Below are 13,049 nucleotides of genomic sequence, written 5' to 3'. Positions count from 1 at the left end.
CTTCCAAGAAAAACAAGCGCGGCCAGAGCCGCTGGCAAAGGAGCCACGATGACCCCTAGTCAACTCCTGCTCGAGGGAGTCGAGCTCATGCTGCTGGGCATGGGTTTCGTTTTCGCTTTCCTCATCCTCCTGGTGTTCGCCATTCGCGCGATGTCCCGCCTGATCGATCGCTTCGCCGCCGCTCCTGTGCCAACCGCCGCGCCCGTGCCGGCGAAGGCCGCCGTGGCGCTGGAGCCGGATGCCGATCTGCTCGCCGCCATTCAATCCGCCATTAGCCAGCACCGCGCACGTCGCGGTTGATTCCGGTCCGATAGGGAGTTCTTGCATGACCGTCTCAAAACAAGCGCTTGGAATCACCGATGTAGTGCTGCGCGATGCCCACCAGTCGATTCTCGCCACCCGTGTCCGCCTGGAAGACATGCTGCCGATCGCGCCCAAGCTCGATCAGGTGGGCTTCTGGTCCGTCGAGTCCTGGGGTGGGGCGACGTTCGATGCCTGCATTCGCTACCTGGGCGAAGATCCCTGGGAGCGCATTCGCGAACTGAAGAAGGCCATGCCCAGGACCCGCCAGCAGATGCTGCTGCGTGGACAGAACCTGCTGGGTTATCGCCACTATGCCGACGATGTGGTGGAGAAGTTCGTCGAGCGGGCCGCCGTCAACGGCGTCGATGTGTTCCGCGTTTTCGATGCGATGAACGACCCGCGCAATCTGCAGACAGCCTTGCAGGCGGTCAAGCGCCAGGGCAAGCACGCCCAGGGCACCATTTCCTACACCACCAGCCCGGTACACACGCTGGAGATGTGGGTCGACCTGGCCAAGCAGATCGAGGACATGGGCGCCGATTCCGTGGCGATCAAGGACATGGCCGGTATTCTCAATCCCTATGTTGCCTTCGAGCTGGTGTCGCGGCTGAAGACCAGCCTGTCGATCCCGATCCACATGCAGTGCCATGCCACCGCGGGCCTGTCCACGGCGGCCATTCTCAAGGCGGTGGAGGCGGGCATCGACAATGTCGACACCGCCATCTCGTCGCTCTCCATGACCTATGGCCACTCACCGACCGAATCGGTGGTAGCGATCTTCCAGGGCAGCGAACGCGATACCGGGCTCGACCTGGAGTTGCTTGAAGAGATCGCCGCCTACTTCCGCGAGGTGCGCAAGAAGTATGCGAAGTTCGAAGGCAATCTCAAGGGAGTCGATTCGCGCATCCTGGTGGCCCAGGTGCCCGGCGGCATGCTCACCAACATGGAGAGCCAGCTCAAGGAGCAGGGCGCCCAGGACAGGTTCGACCAGGTGCTGGCGGAGATCCCGCGGGTGCGCGAAGACCTCGGCTTCATCCCCTTGGTGACCCCGACCTCGCAGATCGTGGGTACCCAGGCGGTAATCAACGTGCTGACCGGCGAGCGCTACAAGTCCATCACCAAGGAAACCGCCGGCGTTCTCAAAGGCGAGTACGGCGCGGCGCCAGCGCCGTTCAACGAGGCGCTGCAAGCTCGCGTGCTGGATGGTGGCGAGCCGATCACCTGCCGCCCCGCCGATCTGCTGGTCCCGGAAATGGACAAGCTGACCGCCGAGCTGAAGGCACTGGCTCGGGAGAAAGGCATCACCTTGGCCGCGAATGAAATCGACGATGTGCTCACCTATGCGCTGTTCCCGCAGATCGGCCTGAAGTTTCTGGAAAACCGCGGCAATGCCGCGGCCTTCGAGCCGGCGCCGACCGGCAAGGAGCTGCCGGCGCGGGAGGCTGGCAAGCCCGAGGTCTACACCGTCGAGGTCAGCGGCAAGTCGTTCGTGGTGCAGGTCAATGAGGGGGGCGACATCAGCGGCATCAAGCCCCTAGGCGGTGCCGGTGCATCGCCTGCGCCAGCCGCAGCGGTGGTGTCGGGTGGCGAGCCGCAGAGCGCGCCGCTGGCCGGCAATATTTTCAAGGTTCTGGTGAAGCCGGGGCAGGTGGTCGAGGAAGGCGAGCTGATCGTCATTCTCGAGGCGATGAAGATGGAAACCGAGATCCGCGCCTTCAAGGCCGGCACTATCGGCGTCATCAACATCAAGGTCGGTGATGCCGTGGCGGTGGGCGACAGCCTGCTGACCATCGCCTGAGGAGCGACGCATGGATAAGTTGCTCAAGATCTGGCAAAGCACCGGTCTCTACCATTTGGAGCCGGGCCAGGCGCTGATGATCGCGGTCTGCCTGGGGTTGATCTTCCTAGCCATTCGCAAGGGCTTCGAACCGCTGTTGCTGATCCCCATCGGCTTCGGCGGCCTGCTGGCGAACATCCCGGTGGCGAACATGGCCGAGGGGGCCGGCGTCCTGCATCTCTTTTACGAGGTGGGGTTGCCGACCAGCGTGTTCCCGCTGTTGATCTTCATGGGCGTGGGGGCAATGACGGACTTCGGTCCGATGCTGGCCAATCCCAAGACCCTGCTGCTCGGCGCGGCGGCGCAGTTCGGTATCTTCGGTACCCTGCTCGGGGCGTTGGCGTTGACGGCCATGGGCATCCCCGGCATGGAGTTCACCCTGAAGGAAGCGGCCTCCATCGCCATCATCGGTGGTGCGGACGGCCCGACCTCGATCTTCGTGACCTCCAAGCTGGCGCCCGATCTGCTCGGCCCCATCGCCGTGGCCGCCTACTCCTACATGGCCCTGGTTCCGTTGCTGCAGCCGCCGATCATGCGTGCGCTGACCACCAAGGACGAGCGCGCCATCGTCATGCAGCAACTGCGACATGTCAGCCAGGCCGAGAAGATCGTCTTCCCGCTGTTGCTGTGCCTGCTGATCGGCATGCTACTACCGGACGCGGCGCCGCTGGTGGGCATGTTCGCCTTCGGCAATCTGCTGCGTGAGAGCGGCGTGGTGGAGCGCCTGGCCGATACTTCGCGCAATGCCTTGATCAACATCGTCACCATCGCCCTGGGGTTGACGGTTGGCTCCAAGCTATCCGCCGATGCCTTCCTGCAAATCAAGACCCTGGGCATCCTGGTGCTCGGCATGATCGCCTTCTGTGGCGGCACCGCGGCAGGGGTCCTGATGGCCAAGCTGATGAACATGTTCAGCAAGCAGAAGATCAACCCCTTGATCGGTTCGGCCGGCGTCTCCGCGGTGCCGATGGCGGCGCGGGTGTCCAACAAGGTGGGGCTGGAAGCCAATCCGCAGAACTTCCTGCTGATGCATGCCATGGGGCCGAACGTGGCCGGGGTGATTGGTTCGGCGGTGGCGGCGGGGGTGCTGCTGAACTTCGTGGGCTGAGATTCTGCGCCCAGCAGAAAGCCGCCTTTATGGCGGCTTTTGTTTGCGCCCCGTTTTCCAGCAACTGCAGTCTGCTGGGGCACACCGCAGAAGGCCGGCGGGTGCCGGCTCTCCTGGCGAGCGGTACCGCTTAGGCCTCTTCGGCGTTCGCGGCGAGCTCTGCGTCGTGGGCGATCAGCGCTACCAGTGCATTTTGCTGGCGCCGCGACAGCTGGCGGAAGCGCTGCAGCAATTCTCGCTCGTGCAAGGACAGCTCAGGGCTGTCCAGGCGCATGCTCAGGTCTTCGTCCAGCGTGCCTTCTTGAATCAGGCTTTGCTCTAGGCGGGCGATGATTTCGGAGTTCATGCTGCGATGGTGGTTGCGCGCCACATCGGCGATGCGCTCACGCATGCCATCCGGCAAACGGACGACGAATTTGTCAGCCGTGCGGCTGGAGTAAATAGCCTGTTTCATAGGGCGCATAATGTTTAACCCGGGTTGGTTCAGGGAAGCGATGCTGGCAATGAGCTACAAGATAGTCACCGGTTTGACTGCCTTGAATGCAAGTCGTTCACTCAGTATCGCGCTTGACGTCCTTATGACCATTAGCCATATGATCAGTTCCTTGACGTCAATTCTGTGTCGTATTTTGGTCAATGTAGCGGCGCTTTGCCAGCACCGATTATCAGAAATGCGTTGCATTAAGCAAACTGAGTGGTTATTTGCGAACCCGGTCGGTGCCGATCGAGATTCTGTCCACCCTGCCAGGAATTGCGCGGCTACTGTACGGCGTATCGCTGGGACCGCAACCCAGCGAAATGATGGGGCCGCCGACTGGCACTACCGTTGATCGACTGGCTCAGTCCAGAGGCAGCTCGGTGGTCCGCTTGACCTCGCTCATGGCGATGTTCGAGTGTGCTTCCTGCACGTGCGGGCGCTGGAGCAACTGATCCCGCAGAAAGCGCTCGTAGCTGGCAATGTCGCGGGCCACCACCTTCAGCAGATAGTCCGAGCTGCCGGCCATGGTGTAGCACTCCAGCACCTCCGGATAACCGACTACTGCCTGCTCGAACTCCTCCAGGTTGTTGCGGCCGTGGGCCGAGAGCTTGACGTTGACGAACACCGTCATGCCCAGGCCGAGGCGTTGGGGATTGAGCAATGCCACCTTGCGCTCGATCACTCCCTCTTCCTGCATGCGATGGATGCGTCGCCAGCAGGGCGATTGCGATAACTCCACTTTTTCGGCGATCTCCGCAGCCGACAGGTCGGCGTCGTGCTGCAATAGTCGGAGAATGCGCCGATCGATGGTGCTCAGCTTTTCCTGCATTAATGTTTCCTTTTTATTGTTCTTAGCGAAAGGATTTTGCGGATTATGCTCGGCGAAGCCTGAAAATAGAAAGAAAAAGCCGATACCCCTCAGTCATAGTTTTGCCCCAGTGGCTCCGCGCGGCGATCCCGTGCGGGGCAGGATGGCGGCACTAATAAAGTGCCGCTTCGCTCGCATAAGAATAAAAGGAGCGCCCCATGTCACTGGCCGAGATCCGCCTGGATGACAAGTACCGGCTCGCCACCGGTCATCTGTATCTCACCGGCACCCAGGCGCTGACCCGCCTGCCGATGTTGCAAAAGCAGCGCGATGCCGCCCACGGGCTGAACACCGCCTGTTTCATATCCGGCTACCGCGGCTCGCCGCTTGGCGGGCTCGACAAGAGCCTGTGGGAAGCCAAGCAGTTCCTCCAGGAAAACCACATCCATTTTCAGCCCGGCGTGAACGAAGAGCTGGCCGCCACCGGTGTGTGGGGTAGCCAGCAGACCAATCTGTTCCCCGGTGCCCGCTACGATGGCGTGTTCGCCATGTGGTACGGCAAGGGACCGGGCGTCGACCGCTGTGGCGACGTCTTCAAGCATGGCAACTCCGCCGGCGTTTCACCCCATGGCGGCGTGCTGCTGCTGGCTGGCGATGACCACGGGTGCAAGTCGTCGAGCATCGCCCACCAGAGCGAGCATGCGTTCATCGCCGCCTCGATTCCGGTATTGAATCCGGCCAACGTCCAGGAAATCCTCGACTACGGCATCATTGGGTGGGAGCTATCGCGCTACAGCGGTTGCTGGGTGGCGTTGAAGACCATTGCCGAGAACGTCGACTCCTCGGCGGTGGTGGATGTCGACCCGTTGCGCATCGAACTGAAGATTCCCGACGACTTCGAGCTGCCGGAAGGCGGTGTGCACATCCGCTGGCCGGACCCGCCGCTGGCCCAGGAAAAACGCCTCAATACCTACAAGATCTACGCCGCCCGGGCCTTCGCCCGTGCCAACCACCTGAACAAGGTGATGCTCGACTCGCCGAATCCGCGACTGGGCATCATCACCACCGGCAAGTCCTACCTCGATGTGCGCCAGGCGTTGGTCGACCTTGGCCTCGACGACGAGCTGTGTGCCCAGGTCGGCCTGCGCGTGCTCAAGGTCGGCATGAGCTGGCCGCTGGAGCCGGTCTCGGTGCACGAGTTCGCCGAGGGCTTGGACGAAATCCTGGTGGTCGAGGAAAAACGCAGCATTATCGAAGACCAATTGACCGGCCAGCTCTACAACTGGCCGGTGGGCAAGCGCCCCCGCGTGGTCGGGGAGTTCGACGAGCAGGGCAACTCGCTGCTGCCGAACCTCTCCGAACTGACACCCGCGATGATCGCCCGGGTCATCGCCAAGCGCCTGGCGCCGATCTACACCAGTCCCACCATCGAGCAGCGCCTGGGTTTTCTCGCCGCCAAGGAGAAAGCCCTGGCGGCTCCCAAGCACCAGACCAAGCGCACCCCGCACTTCTGCTCCGGCTGCCCGCACAACAGCTCTACCAAGCTGCCCGAAGGCAGCCGCGCCCTCGGTGGCATCGGTTGCCACTACATGACCCAGTGGATGGACCGCAATACCGACACCTTCACCCAGATGGGCGGCGAGGGCGCCACCTGGATCGGCCAGGCGCCGTTCACCGATACGCCCCACGTGTTCCAGAACCTCGGCGACGGCACCTATTTCCACTCGGGACAGCTGGCCTTGCGCGCCTCGGTCGCCGCCGGCGTCAACATCACCTACAAGATTCTCTACAACGACGCGGTGGCCATGACCGGCGGCCAGCCCATCGATGGCGAACTGCGAGTCGATCAGCTCAGCCAGCAGGTATACGCCGAGGGCGTCAAGCGCATCGCCCTGGTCAGCGATGAGCCGGAGAAATACCCGACCCGCAGCACCTTCGCCCCTATTGTCACTTTCCATCACCGTCGCGATCTGGATGCCGTGCAGCGCGAGTTGCGCGAGTTCAAGGGCGTTTCGGTGATCATCTACGACCAGACCTGCGCCACGGAAAAGCGCCGCCGGCGCAAGCGCGGCAAGCTGGCCGACCCGGCCAAGCGCGCCTTCATCAACCCGGCCGTATGCGAGGGCTGTGGCGATTGCAGCGTGAAGTCCAACTGCCTGTCGGTACTGCCGTTGGAAACCGAGCTGGGTCGCAAACGGCAGATCGACCAGAACGCCTGCAACAAGGATTTCAGCTGCGTCGAGGGCTTTTGCCCGAGCTTCGTTACCGTGCACGGTGGCAGTTTGCGCCAGCCGGAAGCCGTGGGCTTGAATGCACTGTTCATTGCCTTGCCGGAACCGCGACAGCCTGCCCTGGCACGCCCCTGGAACATTCTCTTGCCCGGCGTCGGCGGCAGCGGCGTGACCACCGTCGGCGCCCTGCTGGGCATGGCCGCGCATATCGAAGGCAAGGGCTGCAGCGTGCTCGACCAGGCTGGCCTGGCGCAGAAGTTTGGCCCGGTGGTCACCCACATTCGCATTGCCGCCAAGCAGGAGGACATCTATGCCGTGCGCATCGCCGCCGGCGAGACCGACCTGTTGCTCGGCTGCGACCTGGTGGTGGCGAGCAGTGAGGAGGCCCTGGCCAAGCTCAACGACAAGATCGCCCACGCAGTGATCAATAGTCATGAAGCGGCCACCGCCGAGTTCACCCGCAACCCGGACGCCCAGGTTCCCGGCGCCGCCATGCGCGAAGCGCTGGTAGAGGCGGTGGGCGAGGGCAAGACCCATTTCGTCGATGCCACGCGCCTTGCGACGCGACTGCTCGGCGACAGCATCGCCACAAACCTGTTCATGCTGGGCTACGCCTATCAGAAGGGACTGGTGCCGGTTTCCGCCGCTGCCATCGAGAAAGCCATCGAGCTGAACGGTGTGGCAGTCAAGCTCAACCAGCAGGCGTTCCTGTGGGGGCGTCGCGCTGCCCATGATCTCGCCGCCGTGGAAAAGCTGGCCAAGCCAGCCGATCTGGCCGAGCCCAGCTGCGAAACCCTGGACGAGATCGTCGAGCACCGTGTCGCACTGCTCACCGCCTACCAGGATGCCGCCTATGCGGAGCGCTATCGCGAGCGCGTGGCGGCTGTGCGCAGGATCGATGCCGACAAGGATCATGCGTTGACCAGGGCGGTGGCGCGTTACTACTTCAAGCTGCTCGCCTACAAGGACGAATACGAAGTGGCGCGCTTGTACAGCGATGCGGCCTTCACCCGGCAATTGCAGGCGCAGTTCCAGGGCGACTACCGGCTGGAGTTCCACTTGGCTCCGACCTGGCTGGCCAAGCGCGATCCGCTGACCGGCGAACCGCGCAAGCGTCAGTTCGGCCCTTGGATGCTCACGGCATTCAACCTTCTGGCGCGATTCAAGTTCCTGCGCGGCACCGCACTCGATCCGTTCGGCTACAGCGCTGAGCGCCGCCTGGAGCGGGAGCTGATCGAGCAGTACGAGCAAGACCTGGACCTGCTGCTGGTGGTGCTCAATCCGGACAACTACCGCACTGCCGTGGCCCTGGCCGAGCTGCCGGAGCAGATCCGCGGCTATGGCCATGTCAAGGACAAGGCCGTGGCCAGGGCACGTGAACAGGCGACCTCTCTCAAGGCGCGTCTGACCGCCAGTGAAACGCAGGTGGTGCGCCTGTTCGAGCCCGCAGCCTGACAGCGACGGCTTGCCTGCGCCTGCCGGCAAGCCCGTCCACCAGCCCTAGACAGTACCGACCCCACAATCAGAACCCGAGGAACCCGCATGTCCGTGTTTTCCCACGTCGAATTCGATCACCATGAGCAGGTCGTATTCGGTCACGACAAGGCAACCGGCCTGAAGGCCATCATCGCCATCCATGACACCACCCTTGGTCCGGCCTTGGGCGGCTGCCGCATGTGGCCGTACGCCACCGACGAGGAAGCGCTGCGCGATGTGCTGCGCCTGTCCCGCGGCATGACCTACAAGTCGGCCCTGGCGCAGTTGCCGTTGGGCGGCGGCAAAGCGGTGATCATTGGCGATCCGCGAAAGGACAAGAGCGAAGCGCTGTTCCAGGCCATGGGCGATTTCGTCGACAGCCTCGGTGGTCGCTACATCACCGCAGCCGACTCCGGCACCGGCGTGGCGGAAATGCAGTTCATGGCCCAGCGCACCCGCCACGTGGCAGGTGCCGGTCTGCGCGAGGCCTGGGATGGCGGCATGCGCAGCGGCGATCCGTCGCCCTCGACCGCCTATGGCGTGTTCATTGGCCTGAAGGTGGCCGTTGCCCACCGCCTGGGGCGCGGCGATCTCAAGGGATTGAAGGTGGCGATCCAGGGCGTCGGCCAGGTCGGCTTCGGCCTTGCCCGCCAGCTCCACGAAGCCGGTGCCGAACTCTGGGTCACCGACATCCAGGACGCCAACGTGCAGCGTGCCGTGGAGGAACTGGGTGCCCATGCGGTGCGTCAGCAGGACATCTATGGCCTGGACGTGGACGTCTTCGCACCCTGTGCCCTGGGCGGCATCATCAATCCGCAGACCCTCGAGGCGTTGCGGGCACCGGTGATCGCCGGGGCCGCGAACAATCAGCTGGCCGATGCCCAGTTGGCCGAGGAACTTCAGTCGCGCCGCTGCCTCTATGCTCCGGACTACGCAATCAACGCCGGCGGCATCATCGACGTCTGCTACGAGCGCACCGGCGGTAGCGCGGCGGAACTCAAGGCGCATATCGAAGGTATCGGCGAAACGCTGCGGCAGATTTTCGAGCGTGCCGATGCCGAGGGCGGCACCACAGCGGCCGTGGCCGATCGCCTGGCCCGGGAGCGGCTCCAGGCTGGCCGCTGAACAGCAGGCTTGCCGGCGCCACGCGGTGGCGCCAACCCCCCTACAACAACAAGAAGGCAAACCCTATGAGTCAAGACAGCAGCGTCGGCGTCGGCACCTTTGCCGACAGTTCCAGTAGCGACGGGCGTGGCCTGTGGTCGTCACGCTGGATCTTCTTCCTGGCCGCCACCGGTTCCGCCGTGGGCCTGGGCAACATCTGGAAGTTCCCCTACATCACCGGCGAGCATGGCGGCGGCGCCTTCGTGCTGGTCTACCTCGCATGCATCCTGGTGATCGGCATCCCGTTGCTGATGGCCGAAGTGATGATCGGCCGCAGCGGCCGGCGTAACCCGGCCGGTGCGGTGGCAGCGGTGGCGCGCCGCGCCGGGGCCAGTCGGCACTGGGGAGCGTTGGGTGGCCTGGGGGTGCTGACCGGCTTCCTGATCCTGAGCTTCTATGCGGTGGTGGCCGGCTGGGCGCTGGCCTATGTGCCCGTGGCGGCGAGCGGCGGATTCAATGGCCTGGCGGCCGAGGCCAGCGACAGCCTGTTCGGCGGCCTGCTGGGTAATCCGCTCAAACTGGTCGGCTACGGCACCCTGGTGCTGCTGGCGACCCTGCTGATCGTCGGTTTCGGCGTGCGCAAGGGCCTGGAGCGCTCGCTGCGCTTCCTCATGCCGGGACTCTTCGCCTTGCTGCTGGTGCTGGTCGGCTACGCCGCCACCACCGGGCATTTCAATGAAGCCGTGCGTTTCCTGTTCGTCGCCGACTTCAGCAAGCTGAGCGCGCAGAGCGTGCTGGTGGCCATGGGGCATGCCTTCTTCACCCTGAGCCTGGCCAGCGGCGCGATGATGGCCTACGGCTCATATCTGCCGGAGGGCACCTCGATCGCCAAGACTTCGATCATGGTAGCGCTGGCCGATACCGCCGTGGCGCTGCTCGCCGGCCTGGCGATCTTCCCGGTGGTGTTCGCCAACGGCCTGGAGCCGGGGGCCGGCCCGGGCCTGATCTTCGTTACGCTGCCCATCGCCTTCGGTCAGATGCCGCTGGGGCAACTGATTGGCACGCTGTTCTTCGTCATGCTGTTCGTTGCCGCCCTGACTTCGGCGATCTCCCTCAGCGAGCCGACCATCGCCTGGCTGACCGAGAAGTTCGGCATGAGCCGGCGCGCGGCGGTGGCCCTGAGTGGCGTCGCCCTGTGGCTGCTGAGCCTGGGCACGGTGTTCTCGTTCAACCTCGGCGCGGACTACACGCTGTTCGACAAGACCTTCTTCGATTGCCTGGACTATCTGACCACCAACCTGTTGATGCCCCTGGGCGGCCTGTTCACCGTGCTGTTCGCCGGCTGGGTACTGAAGGAGTATCAGGTGCGCGACTCGCTCGGCATGGCCAGCCCGCAATGGTTCCGCGCCTGGTGGTGGGTGCTGCGCTGCCTGACGCCGCTGGGCATCCTGGTGGTGTTCCTGAATGCCATCGGCGTGTTCGGCGGTTAGCGTCGCGGCGCTTCAGCCAGCGGTAGGGCCAGGCTGAAGCCGTGGTGTCGGTAGCCGAGTTCGGCATAGAAATGCTGTGCGGCTTCCCGATCCCTGCGGGTCGATAGTGCCAGCTTGTAGCAGCCCCAGGCACTGGCCTGGGCTGCGGCTTCGCCGAGCAGGGCGCGACCAATACCCTGGCCGCGCTGTTTGGCATCGACTACCACGTCCTCCAGGATCGCGGAGCGAGCGAAGTTGTGCGCAAGGTGTTCGATGAGGTGCAGCGTGCAGGTGCCCAGCAAGTGATCGCCGGATTCCGCGACCAGTACCACCCGACCGTCAGGCAGGTGTGCCAGGCGCTCGGCGAGTGCCTGGGCATCGGGGCGCGGATCCTGGCTGCCGAGCTGCTGCAGCAGGCGGGCCAGTGGCGTCGCGTCGCTGGCACATGCTGTGCGTACGCGGAAGGCGGCTTCTCGAGGTGATGGCATGGCGGTTCTCCGAGCGCGGGTGACAGGTTTCAGACTCCACGGGCGACAACATGACAAAACGGTCCTCGGCCGTTAACATGCGCGCCGACGATCCGCCGCACTGCGTCCCAGTAGCTCAATTGGATAGAGCATCCCCCTCCTAAGGGGAAGGTTGTGAGTTCGAACCTCGCCTGGGACGCCATCTCGATCTGCCTGTTCTGGCACCGGCGCATCCCTCTTTCGATCGTCCCCACCCACAGAATGTCAGTTTTCGGTCTCCCTATTATGGAAGTGCGTCGGCAAGCGGCGAACGGTCCGTGGATTCTTCCTCGTGTGCTTGAAATTTTGAACGGCTGATGCGAATTTTGTGCGCATCGCCGCTGCCAGCGGCATTGCCAGAACAATAAGGATAAGAGTCATGAGCAATAACGGCCGTAGTCCACTCGCTGAGCGTTTGGCCGGTATCGACGAAATCGAATGCGTGACTCCGGATTTGAACGGAGTGCCGCGTGGCAAGGTCATGACCGCCGAGGGCTTTCTCGAAGGGCGGCGTCTGCAATTGGCCCGTGGGGTGTTGCTGCAATGCATCATGGGCGGCTACCCGCCGGCACGTTTCTATGGCAGCGACGATGGCGACGTGGCGCTGCTGGCCGACCCCGCACAAGTCCATCGCCTACCTTGGAGCGATACTCCGCGTGCGCTGGCGATCTGCGATGCCGACGAACTGGACGGCAGCCTGTGCGGCCTGTCCACCCGAGGCCAGCTCAAGCAGGTGATCGCCCGTTATGCCGCCCACGGCTGGCAGCCGGTGGTGGCTACCGAACTGGAGTTCTACGTGTTCGCGCCAAACCCCGATCCGCAACAGCCGTTCCAGCCGCCGGTCGGCCTGGACGGCCGGCGGGAGCAGGGCTTCTCGGCGTTCAGCGTGTCGTCCAACAACGGCCTGCGGCCGTTCTTCGAAGAGGTCTATCGCTGCATGGCGGCCATGGGCTTGCCGCGCGACACCTTCATGCACGAGATGGGCACCAGCCAGTTCGAGATCAACCTGCTACACGGAGATCCACTGCTGCTGGCGGACCAGACCTTCCTGTTCAAACATCTGCTCAAGGAAGTCGGCTTGCGCCATGGCGTCAACGTCGTCTGCATGGCCAAGCCGGTGCCGAAGATTCCGGGCAGCTCCATGCATGTGCATCAGAGCGTGGTGGAGCAGGGTAGCGGCCGCAATATCTTCAGCGACGAACAGGGTGAGGCCACCGCGGCGTTTCGTCATTTCATCGGCGGTCAGCAGGCTGCGCTGGCCGACCTCACGCTGCTGCTGGCACCCAACGTCAATTCCTACCAGCGGCTGTGCAACCCCTATGCTTCACCGAACAATGCCTGCTGGTCCCACGACAACCGTTCCGCGGGGCTGCGCATTCCGGCCAGTGCACCGGTGGCGCGGCGGGTGGAAAACCGCTTGCCGGGCGCCGATGCCAACCCCTACCTGGTCATTGCCGCCAGTTTGGCGGCCGGCCTGTATGGCATCGAGCGCGAGCTGGAGCCGAGCGAGGCGATCCAGGGCGAGTTCGAGACGCCCGACGCATTGACGCTGCCCTGTACCATGCATGCGGCAATCGAGCGTCTGAAGCGCAGCCAGCTGGCGCGGGAATTGTTCGGCAATGAGTTCATCGAAGGCTACATTGCCAGCAAGACCATGGAGCTTTCGAGCTTCTTCGATGAAATCAGTCCCTGGGAGCGCCGTATTCTCGGTTCCCAGGTTTAACCAACG

10 protein-coding genes and 1 tRNA gene are annotated in these 13,049 nt (G+C 63.7%); 8 read left to right on the top strand and 3 right to left on the bottom strand.

The features are described 5' to 3' along the window. Positions 1–48 precede the first annotated feature (48 nt). From ACWKV7_RS01895 to ACWKV7_RS01885, 3 genes are read left to right on the top strand one after another with little or no spacing between them, the layout of a single operon-like run. The gene (locus ACWKV7_RS01895; protein ID WP_483855936.1) at positions 49–300 is read left to right on the top strand and encodes an OadG family protein; all 252 of its coding nucleotides are present in this window, start codon (positions 49–51) and stop codon (positions 298–300) included. Between the two features lie 25 nt (positions 301–325). Next, on the top strand, positions 326–2,101 hold the full coding sequence (gene oadA / locus ACWKV7_RS01890; RefSeq protein ID WP_483855935.1) for a sodium-extruding oxaloacetate decarboxylase subunit alpha: 1,776 nt from the start codon (positions 326–328) through the stop codon (positions 2,099–2,101). Between the two features lie 10 nt (positions 2,102–2,111). Beyond that, positions 2,112–3,248: a sodium ion-translocating decarboxylase subunit beta gene (locus ACWKV7_RS01885; protein WP_483855934.1), complete on the top strand. Its 1,137-nt coding sequence runs from the start codon at positions 2,112–2,114 to the stop codon at positions 3,246–3,248. 130 nt (positions 3,249–3,378) lie between these two features. Here ACWKV7_RS01885 and ACWKV7_RS01880 read toward each other — a convergent pair whose 3' ends face one another. Continuing rightward, the gene (locus ACWKV7_RS01880) at positions 3,379–3,711 is read right to left on the bottom strand and encodes an Arc family DNA-binding protein (RefSeq protein WP_483855933.1); all 333 of its coding nucleotides are present in this window, start codon (positions 3,709–3,711) and stop codon (positions 3,379–3,381) included. A 376-nt stretch (positions 3,712–4,087) separates the two neighbouring features. Next, positions 4,088–4,555 carry an Lrp/AsnC family transcriptional regulator gene (locus ACWKV7_RS01875; RefSeq protein ID WP_483855932.1) on the bottom strand — a complete coding sequence of 156 codons (468 nt, stop codon included), beginning with the start codon at positions 4,553–4,555 and terminating at the stop codon, positions 4,088–4,090. Positions 4,556–4,752: 197 nt separating this feature from the next. On the opposite strand from ACWKV7_RS01875, the gene ACWKV7_RS01870 reads away from it, so the two are divergent. From ACWKV7_RS01870 to ACWKV7_RS01860, 3 genes are all read left to right on the top strand, one after another. After that, the gene (locus ACWKV7_RS01870) at positions 4,753–8,220 is read left to right on the top strand and encodes an indolepyruvate ferredoxin oxidoreductase family protein (protein ID WP_483855931.1); all 3,468 of its coding nucleotides are present in this window, start codon (positions 4,753–4,755) and stop codon (positions 8,218–8,220) included. Positions 8,221–8,307: 87 nt separating this feature from the next. Continuing rightward, complete coding sequence (locus tag ACWKV7_RS01865) at positions 8,308–9,366, top strand: Glu/Leu/Phe/Val dehydrogenase dimerization domain-containing protein (protein ID WP_483855930.1); 1,059 nt, start codon at positions 8,308–8,310, stop codon at positions 9,364–9,366. A gap of 65 nt (positions 9,367–9,431) precedes the next feature. Then, positions 9,432–10,835, top strand: coding sequence for a sodium-dependent transporter (locus ACWKV7_RS01860; RefSeq protein WP_483855929.1), 1,404 nt, complete (start codon positions 9,432–9,434; stop codon positions 10,833–10,835). Here ACWKV7_RS01860 and ACWKV7_RS01855 read toward each other — a convergent pair. Beyond that, entirely contained in the window at positions 10,832–11,302 is a 471-nt protein-coding gene (locus tag ACWKV7_RS01855) for an N-acetyltransferase family protein (RefSeq protein WP_483855928.1), read from the bottom strand. The two genes, ACWKV7_RS01860 and ACWKV7_RS01855, sit on opposite strands and share 4 nt — an antisense overlap. 104 nt (positions 11,303–11,406) lie before the next feature. Between ACWKV7_RS01855 and ACWKV7_RS01850 the strand changes: the two genes are divergently transcribed. Both ACWKV7_RS01850 and ACWKV7_RS01845 read left to right on the top strand, forming a co-directional pair. Next, positions 11,407–11,483, top strand: a tRNA-Arg gene (locus ACWKV7_RS01850). A gap of 216 nt (positions 11,484–11,699) precedes the next feature. After that, a complete protein-coding gene (locus ACWKV7_RS01845; RefSeq protein WP_487249187.1) occupies positions 11,700–13,043 on the top strand; it encodes a glutamine synthetase family protein in 1,344 nt (447 codons plus the stop codon). Positions 13,044–13,049: the final 6 nt, after the last annotated feature.

It is taken from the genome of Zestomonas ipomoeae, assembly GCF_057128665.1.
Note: the sequence above shows the minus strand (reverse complement) of the source record. Positions and strands in the feature narration are given on the sequence as shown.